At 41.0% G+C, this 19,596-nt stretch carries 13 protein-coding genes; 10 read left to right on the top strand and 3 right to left on the bottom strand.

Features of this window, described 5'->3' with window-relative positions; genetic code table 11:
* Positions 1 to 83: 83 nt before the first annotated feature.
* A complete protein-coding gene (locus ACVCDT_RS12000) occupies positions 84 to 1,682 on the top strand; it encodes a serine hydrolase (RefSeq protein ID WP_447133024.1) in 1,599 nt (532 codons plus the stop codon).
* Positions 1,683 to 1,700: 18 nt separating this feature from the next.
* Positions 1,701 to 2,891 (top strand): MFS transporter, encoded by a 1,191-nt coding sequence (locus ACVCDT_RS12005; RefSeq protein ID WP_447133025.1) that lies wholly within the window; start codon positions 1,701 to 1,703, stop codon positions 2,889 to 2,891.
* Positions 2,892 to 2,919: 28 nt separating this feature from the next.
* On the opposite strand, the gene ACVCDT_RS12010 is transcribed toward ACVCDT_RS12005, so the two are convergent.
* Positions 2,920 to 4,947 (bottom strand): oxidoreductase, encoded by a 2,028-nt coding sequence (locus tag ACVCDT_RS12010; RefSeq protein ID WP_447133026.1) that lies wholly within the window; start codon positions 4,945 to 4,947, stop codon positions 2,920 to 2,922.
* Positions 4,948 to 5,103: 156 nt separating this feature from the next.
* On the opposite strand from ACVCDT_RS12010, the gene sppA reads away from it, so the two are divergent.
* A complete protein-coding gene (gene sppA, locus ACVCDT_RS12015; RefSeq protein WP_447133027.1) occupies positions 5,104 to 6,963 on the top strand; it encodes a signal peptide peptidase SppA in 1,860 nt (619 codons plus the stop codon).
* A 15-nt stretch (positions 6,964 to 6,978) separates the two neighbouring features.
* On the opposite strand, the gene ACVCDT_RS12020 is transcribed toward sppA, so the two are convergent.
* Complete coding sequence (locus tag ACVCDT_RS12020) at positions 6,979 to 7,464, bottom strand: acyl-CoA thioesterase (protein ID WP_447133028.1); 486 nt, start codon at positions 7,462 to 7,464, stop codon at positions 6,979 to 6,981.
* 83 nt (positions 7,465 to 7,547) lie between these two features.
* Here ACVCDT_RS12020 and ACVCDT_RS12025 point away from each other — a divergent pair, with 83 nt between their 5' ends.
* The 3 genes from ACVCDT_RS12025 to ACVCDT_RS12035 all read left to right on the top strand — a co-directional run bounded on the left by ACVCDT_RS12025 (position 7,548) and on the right by ACVCDT_RS12035 (position 15,976).
* The gene (locus ACVCDT_RS12025; RefSeq protein WP_447133029.1) at positions 7,548 to 8,048 is read left to right on the top strand and encodes a SprT family zinc-dependent metalloprotease; all 501 of its coding nucleotides are present in this window, start codon (positions 7,548 to 7,550) and stop codon (positions 8,046 to 8,048) included.
* A 223-nt stretch (positions 8,049 to 8,271) separates the two neighbouring features.
* Positions 8,272 to 10,488 (top strand): tetratricopeptide repeat protein, encoded by a 2,217-nt coding sequence (locus ACVCDT_RS12030; protein WP_447133030.1) that lies wholly within the window; start codon positions 8,272 to 8,274, stop codon positions 10,486 to 10,488.
* A 457-nt stretch (positions 10,489 to 10,945) separates the two neighbouring features.
* Positions 10,946 to 15,976 (top strand): C25 family cysteine peptidase, encoded by a 5,031-nt coding sequence (locus ACVCDT_RS12035; protein ID WP_447133031.1) that lies wholly within the window; start codon positions 10,946 to 10,948, stop codon positions 15,974 to 15,976.
* An 87-nt stretch (positions 15,977 to 16,063) separates the two neighbouring features.
* On the opposite strand, the gene yfbV is transcribed toward ACVCDT_RS12035, so the two are convergent.
* The gene (yfbV, locus tag ACVCDT_RS12040; RefSeq protein WP_447133032.1) at positions 16,064 to 16,510 is read right to left on the bottom strand and encodes a terminus macrodomain insulation protein YfbV; all 447 of its coding nucleotides are present in this window, start codon (positions 16,508 to 16,510) and stop codon (positions 16,064 to 16,066) included.
* A gap of 269 nt (positions 16,511 to 16,779) precedes the next feature.
* Here yfbV and trxB point away from each other — a divergent pair, with 269 nt between their 5' ends.
* The 4 genes from trxB (at position 16,780) to infA (ending at position 19,534) form a co-directional block, all read left to right on the top strand.
* Positions 16,780 to 17,730 carry a thioredoxin-disulfide reductase gene (gene trxB / locus ACVCDT_RS12045; protein WP_447133033.1) on the top strand — a complete coding sequence of 317 codons (951 nt, stop codon included), beginning with the start codon at positions 16,780 to 16,782 and terminating at the stop codon, positions 17,728 to 17,730.
* Between the two features lie 83 nt (positions 17,731 to 17,813).
* Positions 17,814 to 18,518, top strand: coding sequence for a leucyl/phenylalanyl-tRNA--protein transferase (gene aat / locus ACVCDT_RS12050; RefSeq protein ID WP_447133034.1), 705 nt, complete (start codon positions 17,814 to 17,816; stop codon positions 18,516 to 18,518).
* Between the two features lie 15 nt (positions 18,519 to 18,533).
* A complete protein-coding gene (locus ACVCDT_RS12055) occupies positions 18,534 to 19,232 on the top strand; it encodes an arginyltransferase (protein WP_447133088.1) in 699 nt (232 codons plus the stop codon).
* An 83-nt stretch (positions 19,233 to 19,315) separates the two neighbouring features.
* Positions 19,316 to 19,534 (top strand): translation initiation factor IF-1, encoded by a 219-nt coding sequence (gene infA / locus ACVCDT_RS12060; protein WP_008844395.1) that lies wholly within the window; start codon positions 19,316 to 19,318, stop codon positions 19,532 to 19,534.
* Positions 19,535 to 19,596 lie beyond the last annotated feature (62 nt).

Consider the following 19,596-nt stretch of genomic DNA (forward strand, 5'->3'; position numbering starts at 1 on the left):
ATTTAGCGTTTGGCGCGCCACAACTTAAACTATTTTCTCAAACAAATGAGTTACCCTCTGAGCCTCTACCAATGGTGGCCTTAATGCCTAGCCAGCCAGCTAAGTTTTCGCAGATTCAAATAGGTAGTGTGTTACTACTTAGCCAACAAGCTACAGCTAAGCTAAGACAATTAGACAAGCCCCAAACAAACTCAGACGCTCGGGCATTATTACCCAATATGCAAATTGACTACGTGATCACCCAAGAAGGTGAAGTGATCCCTACTAGCCGCCATTTACAACTCACAGACAATCCCAATTGGGATTATATAGTGGGAGTAGGCCAAGCTTGGCCAAGGGCGAATACCCAAGATCCATCGGCCTTTATCACCCTGCCATTTGCCTTAGTAGAAAAAAATGAAAACTGTGTACACAATGGTCTATTAGTACTAGACAATCCGCAAAACAAGCCAAACGCCAAGTTTTATTATCAGATCAGCAGCGAAACCTGTGCCTATTTTAAGGCCGACTTTTGGGGAACAGGTAAGGCAGAATTTTCTTCTGCACAAATCCAGGCCAGCCAAACCATTGAACAATATCAAGAGTATAAAAATCGCACTATTAAGAGCTTGCCATTTGCAAAGCTCGCGGCAATAAGGCCTGATATTGACTTAACTAAACTGGCCCTATCTCAATCAATAGCCACTGAAGACATGACGGTTTATGGAGCGTTATATGAGGGGATACATTATTTATCCAGTTGTTACACAAGAGCTGGCAACTATCCATTTTGCGACCAACTAGTGCTTCCCTCTTATTCAACGGCTAAATCACTGTTTGCTGGGTTAGCCATGTTTTATCTAGAGCAGCAATATGCTGATGTGTTTGAGCAACCTATCAACAAGTGGGTCAAACAATGCCAAGGCGCACAATGGCAAGGTGTGACTTTTGCGCACTTGTTAAACATGAGTTCAGGCAACTATCATTCAGCCACTTATGCCGAGGACGAAGGCTCGGCAGATAAATTGGCATTTTTTAATGCCCAAACCCATCAACAAAGGCTGAGGTTTGCCTGCCAGCACTATGCTCGTAAAAGCCCAGCTGGCCAACAGTTTGTTTACCATACTTCAGAAACCTATTTATTAGGAGCTGGATTAAATGCTTATATAAAATCAAAATTAGGCCATTCAGCAGATATTTTTAAAGATGTGATTTTAGCTCAGATTTTTACTCCCTTAGCTTTAAGTCAGGTCAGCACTGTTAGTCGACGAACACTAGATCACGAACAGCAAGCTTATGTGGGATACGGCTTATTTTTTACCCCAGGCGACTTAGTCAAACTGATAGCTTGGATTGATCAGCAAGTTCAAGCTAAACAGGCGCAAAGCAAATTAGCTAAAGCCCCACTTAAGGCTGCTTTACAATTAGAGCCTAAGTCTAAGGGCATGCTTACTGATTATGACTATCTGCGTTATCAGTATGGCTTTTGGGCTCGAAAATTCCCACCCCATGCCAATTGCAACCAGACCCAATGGCTACCATTTATGTCGGGTTTTGGAGGGATCTCAGTGGTACTACTAGGTCATGCTCAAGGTGTGTATTACTTTAGCGACAATCATCAATATGATTGGTCAGAAGCCTTGCCTGAATTACAAAAATTACAATCAAGCTGCCGCCACTCTACTGCCCCTACTGGGGTCTAGTTTACTTTGGAGAATAAAATGGAAAATGACCTATCTTCACATGCCGCCCCGGTAAATACCTATAAAGTTGAGGCTAACGGAGCGCTGGCACGTATATTTTTAGCCTTTTTAACCACCGCAGGGATATTTTATATCAACATCATGCCTGCCTTAGTTAGCGGTTTAAAAGAAGGCTTAAACTTTACCAATCAACAAGCGGGTTTTGTTAGTTCAGCTAACTTGTATGGTGCTGCAGCAGGAGCGCTGTTAGCTGTATTTGTAGTTAAACATATCGATTGGAAAAAATGGGCCTACTGGCTACTAGTTTGTATTTTAAGCGTAGATTTTGCCTGCATTTTTATTGACTCGCCCAGCCTAATGATTTTTATTCGAGGTTTGCATGGCTTAGTAGGGGGACTGTTAGTAGGCATTGGCTTTGCGGTGATATCTCGTACCGAAAACCCTGATAAAACCTTTGGTTATCTGTTGTTGATCCAATGGGGCTTAGGGGGCTTAGGTATTATGTATTTACCAGCTATGGTACCTGAATTTGGCACCACCGCTTTGTTTGTGTCGCTTATGGCTTTTACTTTTATTTCGTTAGTTATGCTGCCTTTTTTACCTCATTACCCAGTCGCAGTGGTTGATCCATTAGCCGCCCTGCCCCCTAAAGTAAAACGATTACCTTTGTATATGAATTTATCTGCAATCTTTTTGTTTCAAGCAGCCAATATGGGCTTGTTTGCCTATGTAATTGGTTTAGGCAAAGCCGAAGGATTAACCATGGACTTTATGAGCCCAGCCTTGGCTAGCGCAAGTTGGGTGGCCCTATTGGGCTCAATGTTGGTGATTTTAATTGGCACTAAGCTGGGGCGTACTGGTCCTTTAGTAATGGCTATTTTACTAACTGCACTTTGTAGTTGGGTGCTTATATTTAGTGAAATTTCCATGGTGTATTTGTTGGCTAATATCATGATTGGCATTACTTGGGCTTTTGCCTTGCCCTATATGTTTGGCATTTGCTCTGAATTAGACAAAGCCGGCCAATTGGCGGCCTTAGGGGGTTTTGCGTCTAAGATGGGCTTAGCCTCTGGCCCTATGGTGGCCGCTTTAGTACTAGGTAATGACAACTATCAGCTTATCATTTACCTCGCCAGCGCAGCATTAATACTATGCGCCACTGTGGTTTATTTTCCGGCCAGACAGCTTGATCTAGTGGTTAAAAAATAAAAGGCCATGGGCAATAAATTATCTTGGCCTAGATTTCTGAGGCCAAGATTGCCCCTTGGCGGATCGCCCGTTTTGCATCAAGCTCTGCGGCAACATCTGCCCCGCCAATTAAATGCACCTTTATGCCATGTTCTTGCAGGCCTGTTTGCAAGGCGCGCAATGGCTCTTGGCCTGCACATAAAATAATGTTATCAACTGCTAACACTTGGCTTTTATCATTTACTTGAATGTGTAAGCCTTGATCGTCAATTTTGAGGTATTCCACTCCAGCCATCATTGCAACTTGTTTGTGTTTAAGACTAGCTCGATGGATCCAACCTGTGGTTTTACCTAAGTCTTTGCCAACTTTAGAGGTTTTGCGTTGTAACAAATAAACTTGCCGTGCAGGAGGCAAAACTTGTGGCTCTGTCAGTGCGCCGGCGTGGCAAAAATCTTTATCTATTCCCCAGTTTTTTAACCAAAGTTCGGGTTGAGTGGTTAATGATTCGCCCTCAACTAAATATTCAGCCACATCAAAACCTATGCCCCCAGCGCCAATAATAGCCACGGATTTACCAACAGTTTTTTTATCGCGCAATACCTCTAGATAGGTCATGACTTTTGGGTGTTCAATCCCGGGAATATCCACTTGCCTTGGCTTAATTCCGGTGGCTAATACGACCTGATCAAATTTGCCATCAACCAGAGAAGACACACTTTGTTCGCTAGCTAAATGTAACTTCACCCCTGTTTGTTTTAACCTATGGCTAAAGTACCTCAGGGTTTCGTGAAATTCTTCTTTACCTGGAATAAGCTTGGCATAGTTAAATTGCCCGCCAATATCTGTACTTTTTTCGAATAAATGGACTTGGTGTCCTCGTTCAGCTGCATAACAACTAAAAGCCAAACCCGCCGGTCCCGCGCCCACTACCGCGATTTTTTGTTTGTGGGTAGTTAAAGTGAAATTTAACTCTGTTTCGTAGCCGGCTCTAGGGTTTACTAAACAACTGGCGCGTTTGCGTTGAAAACCATGATCTAAACAAGCCTGATTACATGCAATACAGGTATTGATTAGCTCACTACACCCTTGTTGCGCTTTGATAACAAATTGTTCATCAGCTAAAAAGGGCCTAGCCATAGACACCATATCTGCTTGTCCACTGGCCAAGATTTTTTCGCCTATTTCTGGGGTGTTAATACGGTTAGTGGCAATCAGGGGTAAACTCACTTCTTTTTTAAGCTTTTCTGTGATCCAGCTAAAGGCCCCTCTTGGCACCATAGTGCCAATAGTAGGTACTCGGGCTTCATGCCAACCAATACCAGTATTAATCAAAGTGGCGCCTGCTTGTTCGATCATTTTACCTAAGGCAACCACTTCATCCCATTGACTGCCTCCTTCCACTAAATCCAACATAGACAAACGAAAAATAATGATAAAATCGCTACCAACTTTTTGCCTTACCGCGTTCACTATTTCGATAGCAATACGCGCACGATTTTCAAAACTGCCTCCCCATTCATCCGTTCTTTGGTTGGTTCTTTGACATAAAAACTGATTAATAAAGTAGCCTTCAGAGCCCATGATTTCGACTCCGTCATAGCCTGCTAATTTAGCCATGGCCGCACAATTGGCGTAGTCGTTTATGGTACTGATGATACCTTTAACCGACAAGGCTCTCGGTTTAAACGGGGTAATAGGAGATTTTATAGCTGAAGGGGCCACATTAAATGGGTGATAACCGTAACGTCCTGCATGCAATATTTGTAAACAGATTTTGCTGTTGTATTCATGTACAGCTTGGGTAATCACTTGATGCTGCTGAGCATGCTTTTTATTTGCCATTCTGGCCGCAAAAGGTAACAACCATCCTTGACGATTAGGGCTAATGCCACCTGTGACCATTAACCCTACTCCCCCCGCTGCTCGCTCACGATAAAAAGCTGCGAGCTTGTGTAAACCATTCTTTTCCTCTTCTAAGCCTAGATGCATTGAGCCCATTAAGATGCGGTTAGGTAATTCACAAAAGCCTAAATTTAACGGTTGAAATAAATGAGGAAAAGCAGGTTTAGTATTCATCAAGCATCCAAGTTTAATAATGTGATTTAGTTTCAGTCTATCTTACTCATTTAGTCTGTGAATAAAAAAGTCACAGAAATTTACATTTCAAAATGTTCACTGAAGCGTTTTTTAGTTAGGATGCAGTATATTTCATTTTTAATTAAGTTTGAGTGTATGTCTTCTGGAAAAAGTTGGACCAAGTCTTTATTTGTGGGCTTGTGGACTGGGCTAAATTTTAGCCGCAAATTATTTTTTAACCTTATATTCATTGTTATTTGTATTGTTATTATTTCGGCATTGATGAAAGATGACAACAAAATAGTAGTGCCGCTAGACTCAGCGTTAATCTTAGAACTAAACGGTGATTTAGTCATAGAGAAACAAGCGGTAGATCCTTTTTCTGAATTCATTGAAGAAGCTTTTGAGGAAGAAGACGATAACCCAGAAGTATTACTGCAAGATGTGTTGTTTAGCATAGAAAATGCCAAGCAAGACAACCGAATCAAAGCCTTAGTTTTAGATTTACATGGACTAAGACGTGCGGGTTTAGACAAATTAGAACAAATTGCCCTTGCCTTAGAAGACTTTAAGCTCAGTGAGAAGCCTATTTTTGCAGTAGGTGACTACTTTAGCCAAAATCAATATTACCTTGCGAGTCGCGCCGATCACCTTTACTTAAACCCTATGGGTTTTATGTTATTTGAAGGCTACGGACGTTACGGCACCTACTTTAAATCTGCGATAGACAAATTAAAAGCCAAAGCCCACGTGTTTAAAGTAGGCACCTACAAATCTGCTGTAGAACCTTATATTCGCGACGACATGTCTGCTGAAGCCAAAGAAGCCAATTTAGCTTGGTTGTCTGGCATGTGGCAGCAGTATAAAACCAGCGTGGCTGCAGCCCGTGGCCTTGAAGTAGAAGATTTTGATGAAAAACTGGATGTATTTTTACGAAAGTTTGAACAAGTAGAAGGTGACTTTGCCAAGTACGCCTTAGAGTTTGGCTGGGTAGATGAGTTAAAAACCCGTGAACAAGCTTTTCAAGAGATTGCCTCAGTGGTGGGAACTAATGAAAGTGGTTTAGGCTACAATGCCATTAGTTTTAAAAACTATTTAAAGATCATCAAACCTGTACTGCCCAATGTCACTAATACATTAGACAAAGTAGCCATAGTGGTAGCTAAAGGCGCGATTTTAAATGGCACCCAAAAGCCAGGCAAAATTGGCGGCGACAGCACAGCTAAATTATTGCGCAAAGCCCGTTTAGATGATTCGGTTAAATCAGTGGTTTTATATGTAGATTCACCTGGTGGCAGCTCTTTTGCTTCAGAGATCATTCGTCAAGAAGTAGAAAACTTACAAGCTGCAGGTAAACCTGTTGTGGCGGTAATGAGTACTTATGCTGCATCTGGAGGTTATTGGATTTCTGCTGGTGCAGATAGCATTATTGCGGCCCCTACTACTATCACAGGTTCAATTGGCATTTTTGGCATGTTTTTAACCTTTGAAAACAGCTTAGACTACTTAGGGATTAGCACAGATGGTGTAGGCACCACTGAATTTTCGGGTATGAGTATTGCAAAAACCTTAGACCCACAATTAGGCGCTATCATTCAACGTAGTATTGAACATGGCTACGACCAATTTATTAGCCTAGTATCAGACAAACGTAACATGAGTAAAGAGCAAGTCGACAATATTGCTCAAGGCCGCGTTTGGATTGGTGACACAGCCTTAGAATTAGGCTTAGTAGACGAGCTAGGTTATTTAGAAGATGGCGTGAAAAAAGCTGCTGAATTGGCCAACTTAGATACTTATGACACTCAATATATTAAGAGAAGTTTATCTAAGCAGGAGCTGTTTTGGCGTGAGTTGTTCCAACATGCCTCAGTTCACCTAGATGGGGCGTTTGAACTAGAAAAATCTAGCGCCTTGTTAAAATTAGTTAAACAATTTAGTACTGATATTGAAGCTGCCATAGCCTTAAACGATCCTAAAGGTGTTTACGCTTACTGCTTAACTTGTGAGTATTAAATAATCCTTCTGATGCTACTCAGTGGCTTTGGCCCTGAGTAGCGCATTGTCTAGATCTATGGCAGCATCTTTTGCCTGAATAGCAAATTGTTCAAATGCAATGTCGCGCTTAGACTCTGGCTTCCAACTCGGTACTTCAACTGGCTTTCCTGACTCATCGCTAGCAACAAACACCATAATACAGTGCCCAGTTTCATGCTTTTCACTGTCGGTGGGATCACCCGCTTCAATGCCAATATAAATATGCATACTAGTGCGACCTGTATGAATGATTTGCGCTTTTAAGGTAACCATTTGACCAACCAAAATTGGACGTTTAAAACGGATCCCACCAATTGAAGCCGTCACACAATAGCGTCCACTCCACTGGGCAGCACAGGCATACCCCACTTGGTCCATCCATTTCATGACAATACCACCATGAACCTTACCGCCAAAATTAACATCTGTAGGTTCTGCTAAAAATCGAAAGTTTAATGCGCGTCTTTTTTGTTTTTTCACAATATGCCCTAAAGTCATTGGAATTCATCCAGTATTGTTTAAAATTCTAATATTGTCAGTAACTAATCATCAATTGGCGTTTTGTGATTTGCCCAAACCAACAAAAAATTATTCAACAAGTTACTCTTTTAATGCAGCATGCGAATGAGTATTTACAACAAAATTTTGCCATGCCACAGGTTACTTTTAATCAAAGAGGTAAAGTGGCTGCTAGTGCCAGATTGCAAACTCATGAATTGCGTTTTAATTCTGTGTTGTTAAACGATAATCTTTCAGAGTTTTTATCTGATGTGGTACCACACGAAATTTGCCACTTGTTAGCATTTCAATTGTTCGGACGTGTTAAACCCCATGGTAAGGAATGGCAAAATTTAATGAGAACGGTATTTGAAAGACAACCTCAAACCTACCACAAAATGAACGTAACAAAAGTTGCTGGAAAAACCTTTACCTATCATTGTGCCTGTGGCCCGTTAACATTAAGTATTAGACGGCACAATAAAGTGAAAAGAGGCCAGCAACAATATATTTGCCGAAAGTGTAAAAGCGTTCTTCGAGCCGAAATAACGCAAGCCGCTCACTAGATTGATAAATTACTTTCATTGTCTACAACCGTTACCCATTTATAACCTTTAGTGGGCTAAAAAAGTTCGCTAAATCTATTATCTGCCTTAATTCATAGCTCTATTAGTTAAATTTGTATGTAAATTGCTCATAAACCTGTATAAATATCAAACAGCTAACATTGATTTCTGTTAATGCTAGACTTTTTGGTAAGAGATGGAGCTTAATAACTAAGAAAATAATATGAATAGCTTTATACAAAAATTACGTAGCCGCGATGTATTCCGCACTGCTGGTCTTTACGTAGGTATTGTGTGGATACTGATTGAAGCGGCCAGTATTATCTTACCTACTTTTGATGCACCTGATTGGGTAATGCAAGCCATAGTGATCACTGCCGTTATCGGCTTTCCTGTAACTTTGGTGCTATCTTGGGTTTTCAACATAACCGAAAAAGGCGTTGAATTACACGATGAATCTACTGAAGAAATCATTCCCTATTTTAAGGATAGAAAACTCGACTTTATAATCATTGGCATCTTACTTGTTGCGTTAATTTTATCTGTTGGCATGAATATCACTAACGTGAGTGAAAAAGTTTCCAATGAGAATGTTTCTATTTTGATTGCCGACTTTGATAACAAAACTCAAAATCCTGTGTTTAAAGATGTCTTAGAAATGGCATTAATAGTAGGCATCGAAAGTGCGCCATATATCTCTTCTTACAGACGCAATGAAGCCCTTGCCGTTGCAAATACGATACAACAAGACACGCCTAATCTTAATGCAGATATTGCGCAGTTAGTCGCAATTCAAGAAGGTATTGGTTTGGTTATTCTTGGCTCGATAGTGCCTAAAAAGTCAGAATTCAACATCACTATAAAAGCCATAGAGCCAGTCACTGGAGAAGAAGTGTTTGCTCTTTCTAAAGAGGCCAAGTCTACAGAGCACGTGTTAGAAACTATTGGTAAGTTAGCTCAAGATGTACGTAAGAAACTAGGTGATGATTCTATTAGCAGTGAATCCTTAGAAACCTACGAAACCTTTACCGCTGCTTCACTAGAAGCTGCGCAGCTGTACAGCAAGGCCCAACAACTTGCCATTGAAGGCAATAATGAAGCCGCCATAGAGCTTTTTCAAAAAGTCACAGAACTTGACCCTAATTTTAGCCGTGCTTATGCAGGATGGGCGCTTAGCGAAACCAATTTAGGTAGAGAAGAAAAAGCCGCTAAATTATGGCAAGAATCTTTATCTCGAATGAATCGGATCTCGGAGCGAGAAAGATTAAGAACCCTAGGTATTTATTATGTGAGTGTTACAAAAAACTTTGAAAAAGCCAAAGAAGTATTCTCAGAGTTAGTTAAAAAATACCCCTCAGATACTGCGGGTCATAATAACCTGGCTGTTGTGGCATTTTATTTGTTAGATTTTGATACCGCTACTTCTGAAGGCAAAATCGTATTAGATCTTTATCCAAAAAACTCGTTATTTCGCTCTAACTTTGCGCTGTATGCCATGTACTCGGGCAAATTTACTGAAGCATCTGAAATGGCAAAGTCGTTAGTTGAAGACGAACCCAACTATGGTACCGGTTATTTGCCACTTGCGATTGGCTATTTAGCGACTGGTGATTTTGCAAAAGCTCGAGACACTTACAATAAAATGACAAAAGCAACATTAACTGAGTTTAGAGAATCTACAGCAACTCTAGGTTTAGCCGATTTAGAAATGTTTCGTGGCAACTTTTCTGCTGCTCGAGAAATACTAACTCCCGCAATAAAACGCGATATCGAGGCAAACAAAGAACACCATGCTGCAGTGAAATTAATTGCATTAGCGCAAACTGAATTCGCTTCAGGCAACCATGAAGCAGCTTTAGACTTTGCTAATAAAGCCTTAACCTTATCTTCTCGTGATTCCATTTTAGTCGGTGCGGCAAGGATATTTTTAGATAGTAATTTAATTGAAAAAACTGAAGACATAGCCAATACCTTATCAGCCAAACTTCAAAAACACAGTCGCGCTTATGGCTTAATGATAAAAGGTGCGATTAAACGTAAAGAAGGTAACTTCATAGAAGCCTTTGACACGCTAGGTGCGGCTGTACAATTTGCAGACCTATGGCTGATCCGCCTTGAAATAGGGAAAACCTATCTTGCAGCTGGGTACTATGTTGAAGCCTTGGATGAGTTTGTGAAATGCGAAAAGAATAAAGGTCAAGCTACAGCTGTGTTTTTAGATGACTTACCTAGCTTTAGATATTTGTCTACCCTGCCTTACTGGACAGCTCGAGCTCAAGAAGGCTTGGGAAATATAGAAGTGGCCAAACAAACCTACGAGCAATTTATTGACACTAGACCTCAGGGCAGTCCTTTTGCCAAAGATGCGCAAAAACGTATTTTGTCATTTTATAAAAATGACATGCTGATTTACTCACAGACAGATTCAAAGATTGAGTAAAAACATTTACAAGGACTAGAGCCTAAACTTTTTATTTCATTTCCAAGCCATTGATTTAATAAATCATTTACAGACTAGCATGCCTTTTTTATTTAATCTTATCGAGTAGCCTTACATTACACTTGGTGAGTTTTCTTTCCTTAAAGGGTTAGCTTTAAAATTATAGATTTTTATTAACCTTAAAATGATTAATAAAGATACAGTTGTTATGTTTGCGTTTGCATTAAAGACGCCTATATTTACCTACAAGCTTTAGTCTTACTTTGCTCGCTTAACTGTACTTTATGCTCCAGCCTAAACTTTGGTTACATCACCTGCAAAGAGAAAGTGCTTTGAACTTGCTTTTGCAAGTTTTTTATATGGTGTTCCACCTACCATATCGCTTTTAGCATATTTAGGTGTTTGAACGTTGGGTTTGGCCATTAATGGTTGAACTTGTAACAGGGATATTAAGCACATGATTAACACTTCCATCAAGATTTTGACCTTTACCTTACTGTATTGCTTTTTTTGTTTTTTAAATACTTCGACTGCACAAGATTCAGATACGTTAGACTTTTGGCAAAGCTCAGCTTTTGCCCCTAGTGGTTATCCGCCTTTTACTACTTCATTAACACAAGATGCTGAAACTGGGAGGCTAACATTTTTTTACACTAATGAACCAGTAACGGGTTTTGTTTCTGGTGGCCGAGGAGAATGGGAGTTAAGTACCACTGCAGGTCAAACCGCCACCTTAGAACTGTTTTATACTTATGAAGGCCACCATGCATTTCATCAAGTGTTAGTGTCTTTACAAGCATTTGTCGAAGACGGTGAAACTGTCTCAACCTTTCCATTGGTAAATGAAGGCCCAGAAAGTTGTTGCACAACCCCTTCAGCTGGCTTTAGTTATAGTGGCTCTGTGATATTGCAAGTCAATGCGGGGCAAAGATATGGATTTCAATTGTCTGGCAGCAATTTTGATAGTAATGCCATATTAACAGGCACCTTAACTATTAATGGTGCAACTATCTCTACTCCTGAACAATTTGGTGAAGTCGTGTTATTGCAAGCCTTAGCTAATGCTGAAGGCGACAAAGCCGCAGTCACGCTTCGTGCTTCAGGCGAGCCAGGTGAAACCTCACAGGCAATTGAATTAATGACTTCAGCCTATTGTTTTGATGGAGATTTAGGCGAAGATGCGCAAGTCTTTGCACAATTTAATATTGGCGAATTTGACGCTAATGGTGAGGCTTTTATTTCAGCCTTAGTGGAAACCACTGAGCCTGTTTCAAATTATGTCACCGCTCGTATTGCAGGTGACGAAACCAGCGGTGAACCATCAGTATGTATTATTGCAGGTCCAGATAATGATTCTTGGGTACGAGCACTTCCTATTGAACTTACTAATAGCCTTACTACATTAACAGCTGAGTCAAGCATAAGCGGTTATTTAGATAGCCCTGGAAAATCTAGATGGTATAAATTCCCTATACAGCCTGGAGGACGCGCCACAATCTCATTATCATCACTTCCTGATGATTATGATCTGTTTGTTTTTAAAGATATTCAACAAGCATTTACTAGCTTGCAAGGTGATGCAGATATTGATGGTCTGAATAGACTTAGTGCTGAGTTTGCGCCTTCGGTATTTTCTCCCTCGGTTTTTAGTCCTTCGGTGTTTTCGCCTTCGGTGTTTAGCCCTGATGCTTACGCTCCTTCGGTATTTTCACCTTCAGTGTTCAGCCCATCGGTGTTCTCACCTTCAGTGTTTAGTCCGTCAGTATTTTCTCCGTCGGTATTTTCACCATCTGTGTTTAGTCCGTCTGTGTTTAGCCCTTCGGTATTTTCGCCTTCGGTATTTAGTCCTTCGGTTTTCAGCCCATCGGTTTTTTCTCCCACTGTATTTAATGGCGAAAACTTTGCTAGTGCGCAAATTCGCGCGTTACTTGCCGTATCAGCACAAACCGGTACAGGTAGTGAAGTGGTTGTAGCTGATACTTGGAACAATACTGGGCATTTTTATGTACGAGTGTCGGGAAAAAATGGCGCTTCAGATTTCTCTACCCCTTTTGAACTGTCGGTAAACCTCGATGGTGTAGACTGTACTGGGGTAGTGCCAATGACTGGCTCCACTTCTGCCCAAGCCAATGATTATCAGAGCATTATCTTATGGGATAGTGAGCGGATAATAGCAGATCCTGACAACTCAGCGGCTGATATAGCCCAACTTAGAGCTAAACTTAACGAATTTGCCGCCAGAGCCGAAATACAAGGGGCAATAGTCGATCTTAGCCAAATAAACCACATTCAAGCCTTACATGAACAAGCAGATGAGTTCAGCTCATGCCCTTATGCTGAAAATCTAACTGCTTTTGCCATTAAAGAGCTTATTGATGATTATCGTAGTGCTAATCCTAGCTTATCTTATGTGGTCATTTTAGGCAGTGACAGTCATGTACCATTTTTCCGCTATCCAGATCAGGGCTTGTTAGGCCCAGAGCAAGATTACGATCCGCCAATGGCTAATGGTACTCAATCGCAGTCTGCGTTAAGGCTTAATTATATTTTGGGTCAAGATGAGTATGGGGCAAGTACTATATTATCTTTGCGAGATGGCTCTTTCCCTATACCTGATCTAGCTGTAGGTCGTTTGGTCGAAACCGCGGCTGAAATGAATATAATATTAGACGCCTATCTTTCTACGCCTAACGGAGTGATTCCTCAGCCTTCGTCTACTTTAGTGACTGGTTATGACTTTTTGACCGATGCGGCCTTAGAAGTGCAACATGAACTAGTCGCCGGCACACAAGACGCACGTAATGACACTTTAATCACTGCAGCTAATATTTCTCCAGATGATCCTCGCTCATGGACTGCAGATGATTTAAGACGAGAATTAATAATCGAAGGTGAAGATATAGTATTTTTGGCCGGCCATTTTAGCGCTAATAGTACTTTAGCCGCAGACTACAAAACCACAGCCCTTACCACAGAGCTACTTGATGATGAAGTAGACTTTACCAATTCCATTGTTTTTAGTGCGGGTTGTCACTCAGGTTACAACATAGTCAACGAAGACGCCGTACCTGGCGTAACTTTGACCCTAGACTGGACTCAAGCATTTGCCCAAAAAGGTGCCACCCTAATTGCAGGTACAGGTTATCAATATGGGGATACTGACTTTGTTGAATACAGTGAAAAACTTTATGTTGGCTTTGCCAAAGAATTACGTACTGGCTTAGGCCCAGTGTCTGTTGGTCAAGCATTAGTTCGAGCTAAGCAAAAATACTTGTCAGATACCCCTGATATTAGAGGGCTACATCGTAAGTCTATTTTAATTAGTACGGTTTTTGGTCTGCCAATGTTAAAAGTCGATCTTGCTGGAGAGCGTATAACTCCCCCTGCATCAGTAGCAAATATCGAACCTGAGCCTGTTGTTAACAACCCTGGCGCCCTATTAGGCCTTCAAGTTGCAGATTTACCCATGCAATTTACTAATAGTGCTGATGGTGCCACTATCGACCGTACTGTTACTTTAGCGAATTTAGAGGGGGGAAATCTAACTGCCACCTACTTACTTGGAGCTAATGGGGTGGTTTCTAACCCTGCAGAACCAGCTATACCATTATTCTCGCGTCAGGTTGGAGTCACTGGCCCCCCACTCTCTTTGAGAGGTATTGGTCTACGTGGTGGAGCATGGCAGGAACGTTTAGTGTTACCGCTAACTGGGGCACCCACTACCGAATTACGCGGAGTACACACGCCCTTTACTTCACAAGTTAATTTTCCAATGCGCATTGCGACAGTTAATTATTTTGGCGCGTTAACAGGTAAAGAGCCGATATTACATGTAACACCAGCTCAACATAGGGTAACTAATGTGGGGGATTTTGACGCAATTCTAAGACAATATAATGATCTAGAATTTAGGTTGTATTACAGCGACAACACTAAAACCTATGCCCAGAATGTTCCTGCTCTTTCAGGTCCTCCTAGCTTATCAGGGGTTCAGGCGGTGGTTGATGGAAACGATATTATATTTTCTGCCAAGGTGGTAGGCGATCCCGCCTCTGGCATACATAATGTTTGGGTTACCTACACTGAAGGCTTAGCGTCAACAGGCCAATGGCAATCACTAGACCTTACCCAAAATCCAACCCAATCAACCGAATGGACTGGGCGTTTAGTAGGGCAAGCAAATTCCTTTGCTCGACTAGATTATATTGTTCAGGCGGTAAGCGGGACTGGACTTGTCACTATGAGTGACAACTATGGGGCCTATTACCACATAGCAGGTGCACAAGGTGAAGTAGGCTCTGATGGAAAGCCTACAAGTTTAGACGATAGTAACATTAGCCTAGTGGGTCCTGTTTCAGGTCAATATGGCCAAACTCACACTTTTGAAGCAACCCTCAACTCAGAATCAGGCTACATAGCCGATGCCAATATATTATTTACTATAGGTAGTACTGGACGAGCAGCTAAGACAGATGCGTTAGGCAAAGCCACAGTGCAATTGCCACTAAATAGTTTGCCTAATCAATACAAACTGACAGCATCTTTTTCTGGTAATGATGAGTTTGGAGCCTCTTCTGCAGAGCAAGCATTTCAAATAATTAAGGCCTCTACCAATTTAACCTTAGAGCAAGGTCCGCAGATAGTCGAAGTTGAGGGCGTGCAATCAGGAGTGATAGCTAAATTACAAGATGCAGCAGGCACCCCGCTACTTCAGCGTACTGTGTATTTTACCCTTGAAGGTGGACCGAACGGAACCTATACAATCGCAACCATTACCGACAATACAGGTAAAGCCAAGTTAGGTAACCTAGCCTTGCCAGCTGGCTCATATGATATAACAGCCAGATTTTTAGGCACAATACCCACTTATGGTTTACCACTAGAACTCTCTGACCCTGTATATAAAGCGAGTCATGTTTTCACTTCAATTAACCTTGTCAATGGCCAAGGTTGTGAGGAAGCAACTGCTATAAATATTAATAATGGCATGCAAAATGACCTTGTTGGGTTCTGTTATCTAGACGCTAATGTTAGCGAAGACATTATGATAATGGATGGCACTTTAGTATTAGGCAATGGTGTTTCGGTCAATAAAAAGATTGTTCAAACTGGTAAAGGCAGCGTGCGTATTTTGCAAGGAGGCATAGCGAAAAATAAAGTAGTTGAGTCTGGCCCCGGTTCGATAATAGTGGCGGGTATATCAAGTGGAAAGCTTATGGAGTCAGATGCTGGTGGTATTGAAATAACAGCAACTGGTCGAGTTGACAAAACCATAGATGAAGAAGGCAATGCCAACATAAAAATTGATGAACAGGACGATGGCAATATTCTCATTTCTGGTTTGGTGAGCGGTAAGGTAACTGAGAGCGGTAAAGGTGATCTAGTCGTACGCCCTACTGGCACAGTAAAAGGCAACGCCTCTGAAAATGGATTAGGTAAACTTGTCAATCAAGGTGTAATTGAGGGCAAAGTCACACAGCAAGATTAAAGTTCAATTTAGGCGGGCAATGTTTTATTGCCCGCCATTATTGATTTTTATAGTGGGTCAGTTAGATATTGCTAGGTGTTAATAAAATTAAAACCAGCGCTTGGTAAAGGCTTTATCTAATTCGTCAAAAGCGGTTTTTAATAAGCGTGCAAGCTCTTTGTATTCGGGTTTATTTTTAGGCGGCTGCAGTGCACAACCTTGCATTTGCATTTTATGGTGAATATCTAAATACCAACTTTTAATGCTATGTGGCAATAACTGATTAGAGCGGTGCCCTAACCACAATAAGCCTTGCAGGGGCAAAGATAAGAAAAATCCGCCAATAGCTAAAGCTTGAGGCAATCGCTCAACACCTTGCAAGTTAACTAACATAGCCACAGACATAACGGCTAGTGCTGGCATAACTTTGATTGAAAATTTCGTTGCGGCAATCACCCGACACTCTGGAAACATGCCATACAATTGAGATTGCATAGGCCAAGTTTGCATGTACTGCTGTCCGTCTTTCAGCATAGATGTAATTGTTTTAGCCATGCGCATTACCTCCACATTCACTTTTCTTGATATTACTAGAAAAGTACTTAAGTCTATTTCTCGCTAAATGTTATAACAAATGACCTTTCATTCAGTAGAATTTAATCAATCTCATTACCAAAATTGCACTTTATCAATATAATAGCCGAAATAAGGGCAATTAGTGTTTTCTCAACGTTGAAAGTCTATCACTTGCCCACATGTATAGGCGATAATTTCACAAATGCTTGCTTAGCATTTGATCACTGTAAGAATATTTGGAGAGTTAAATGTCTGAAGCAAGACACGTAAAACTATTAATTTTGGGCTCTGGTCCTGCTGGATATGCCGCCGCTGTGTATGCAGCCCGCGCTAACTTAAACCCGGTGTTACTTACCGGTATTCAACAAGGTGGTCAGTTAACTACTACCACAGAAGTAGAAAACTGGCCTGGCGATCCTGAAGGCTTAACTGGGCCTGATTTAATGGTGCGTATGCAAAAGCATGCAGAAAAGTTTGATACTGAAATCATTTTTGATCACATTAATAAAACAGACCTTTCTAAACGACCTTTTACCTTAACCGGTGACCAAGGTACTTACACTTGTGATGCATTGATCATTTGTACTGGTGCATCAGCTAAATACTTAGGCATGGAATCAGAAACTGCATTTATGGGTAAAGGGGTATCAGCTTGTGCTACCTGTGATGGCTTTTTCTATCGCAACCAAAAAGTAGCAGTTGTTGGTGGTGGAAACACTGCTGTTGAAGAAGCCTTATATTTATCTAACATTGCCTCAGAAGTCCACGTTATCCATAGACGTGACACTTTTAGAAGTGAAAAGATTTTGGCCGACCGCTTAATGGAAAAAGCCAAAAATGGTAATGTGGTATTGCACCTAAACCGCCAATTAGACGAAGTACTAGGTGATGACATGGGTGTCACAGGTATTCGTATTAAAGATACCCAATCTGATGCCACAGAAGAGCTAGATGTAATGGGACTATTTATTGCAATAGGTCATCAACCTAACACTGGTATTTTTGAGGGTGAGCTTGAAATGAAAGACGGTTACATTAAAGTGCAAAGTGGAACTGAAGGTAACGCAACTCAAACCAGTGTTGAAGGTGTGTTTGCCGCAGGTGATGTGAGTGACCATATTTATCGCCAAGCTATTACTTCAGCCGGAACGGGTTGTATGGCGGCACTAGATGCAGAAAAGTTTTTAGATGCTCTATAAATAAACACAAACTAGAAATAAAAAAGGTCTCATCTTAAGAGACCTTTTTAGTTTTAATCCTATAGGAAGTGTCATACTGACTTATGCTTGTCCTCACTCAATTGGATCAGACTCTGCGATTTCCGCACCCTACAGAAGCCCTCGAACAACCAAATGGCTTATTGGCCTTTGGTGGAGACCTATCGGTTAAGCGATTATTATTGGCTTATTCGAATGGTATTTTCCCTTGGTATGGCGAAGGTGAACCCATAATGTGGTGGTCACCTGATCCTAGGGGGGTGCTATGGTTAAATCAATTTAAGCCAAGTAGAAGCCTAGCAAAATTTGCCCGTAAGACTACCCTAAAGGTTAGCCTAAATTATGCGTTTGAAGAGGTCATTGAGGCTTGTGCAAGTATTCCAAGAAACGACTCAGGCACTTGGATTACAGAAGAAATGATACAAGCCTATAAAAACTTACATCAAGCGGGACATGCTCATTCAATAGAAGTATGGGACAACGAATTGTTAGTTGGGGGCTTATACGGTGTGGTAGTAGGCAAAGTATTTTGTGGGGAATCTATGTTTCATATTCAAACCAATGCCTCTAAGTTAGCCTTTTTACATTTAGTCAGGCTACTTAAATCCCAAGGCGCTGAAATGATTGATTGCCAAATGCAAAACCCACATTTAAAGAGCTTGGGTTGTGAAGAAATAGAGCGTTCAATATTTTTAAGCAAATTAGGTGAACAGCTTACCTCTGGTTTTTTGCCTGGCCTTTGGCAAGCCAGGCAACTTCCTGATGAGTGAATCGTTAATATGAGCATGAAATTTGGCATAACAGCAGCTTCTCCTTGCAATTATCTACCAGAGCAACAAGAACAACTTTTAATTTATGTGAGCGACAAAAAAGTTAAAATTCAGGATTATGATTTATTAATTCATGCGGGATTTAGACGAAGTGGCACTCAAGTCTATCGACCTCATTGCGCTCAATGCCAAGCCTGTGAATCCATTAGGATACCAGTTAGTAAGTTCTCTCCCTCTAAAAGCCAAAAACGCACGCTAAAGCGAAATCAAGATGTCACTGTTCGTATTAGTCAAACCAATCAAGATAGCTACTACCCTCTGTACGAGTCTTACATCAACCAACGCCATGATGATGGCAGTATGTATCCTGCCAGCCGTGAACAATATAACGGTTTTATTTTAAACCCTTGGCACCAAGCCTTATTTATCGAAATGTACTTAGTTGATGAATTAATAGGTGTAGCAGTTACCGACAATCTACCTTCGTCACTTTCGGCACTTTATACATTTTTTAAACCTAGCGAAGCAAAACGTTCCTTGGGTCACTTTGCAATTTTGCAACAAATTGCCTTATGTCAAAAATTAAACAAGCCATATTTGTACTTGGGATACCAAATCGATGCCTGTCAAAAAATGGCCTATAAACAGAATTTTTTACCTCATGAGCGCTTTTTAGACAATAAATGGCAACTAATTACAAAAAAATCAGGGTAAAGCTTTACACTCGCTGGCTTATTGGGCAAAATCTGCGCGGCATTTTTAGACACTTATTTTATAAACAGAGGTAACAGAGTTAGATGGCGAAAGAAGATTGTATTGAAATGGAAGGCACTGTGTTGGATACCCTTCCAAATACTATGTTTCGTGTTGAATTAGAGAATGGTCATGTTGTTACCGCACATATTTCGGGTAAAATGCGTAAAAACTACATTCGTATTTTGACTGGCGACAAGGTAACAGTAGAAATGACCCCATACGACCTAACTAAAGGCCGTATCATTTACCGCGCTAGATAATAATCGAATGGCATTAAGTTAGGCTCAGAATTTAGTTTGCCAGCTTAAATATCTTCGTAATA

The organism is Paraglaciecola aestuariivivens (assembly GCF_052983255.1).

Coding starts and splice junctions, on each gene's coding strand:
- ACVCDT_RS12000 (WP_447133024.1), top strand. CDS start 84: ATGCCTAGCCAGCCAGCTAAGTTTTCGCAGATTCAAATAGGTAGTGTG.
- ACVCDT_RS12005 (WP_447133025.1), top strand. CDS start 1,701: ATGGAAAATGACCTATCTTCACATGCCGCCCCGGTAAATACCTATAAA.
- ACVCDT_RS12010 (WP_447133026.1), bottom strand. CDS start 4,947: ATGAATACTAAACCTGCTTTTCCTCATTTATTTCAACCGTTAAATTTA.
- sppA (WP_447133027.1), top strand. CDS start 5,104: ATGTCTTCTGGAAAAAGTTGGACCAAGTCTTTATTTGTGGGCTTGTGG.
- ACVCDT_RS12030 (WP_447133030.1), top strand. CDS start 8,272: ATGAATAGCTTTATACAAAAATTACGTAGCCGCGATGTATTCCGCACT.
- ACVCDT_RS12035 (WP_447133031.1), top strand. CDS start 10,946: ATGATTAACACTTCCATCAAGATTTTGACCTTTACCTTACTGTATTGC.
- yfbV (WP_447133032.1), bottom strand. CDS start 16,510: ATGGCTAAAACAATTACATCTATGCTGAAAGACGGACAGCAGTACATG.
- trxB (WP_447133033.1), top strand. CDS start 16,780: ATGTCTGAAGCAAGACACGTAAAACTATTAATTTTGGGCTCTGGTCCT.
- aat (WP_447133034.1), top strand. CDS start 17,814: ATGCTTGTCCTCACTCAATTGGATCAGACTCTGCGATTTCCGCACCCT.
- ACVCDT_RS12055 (WP_447133088.1), top strand. CDS start 18,534: ATGAAATTTGGCATAACAGCAGCTTCTCCTTGCAATTATCTACCAGAG.
- infA (WP_008844395.1), top strand. CDS start 19,316: ATGGCGAAAGAAGATTGTATTGAAATGGAAGGCACTGTGTTGGATACC.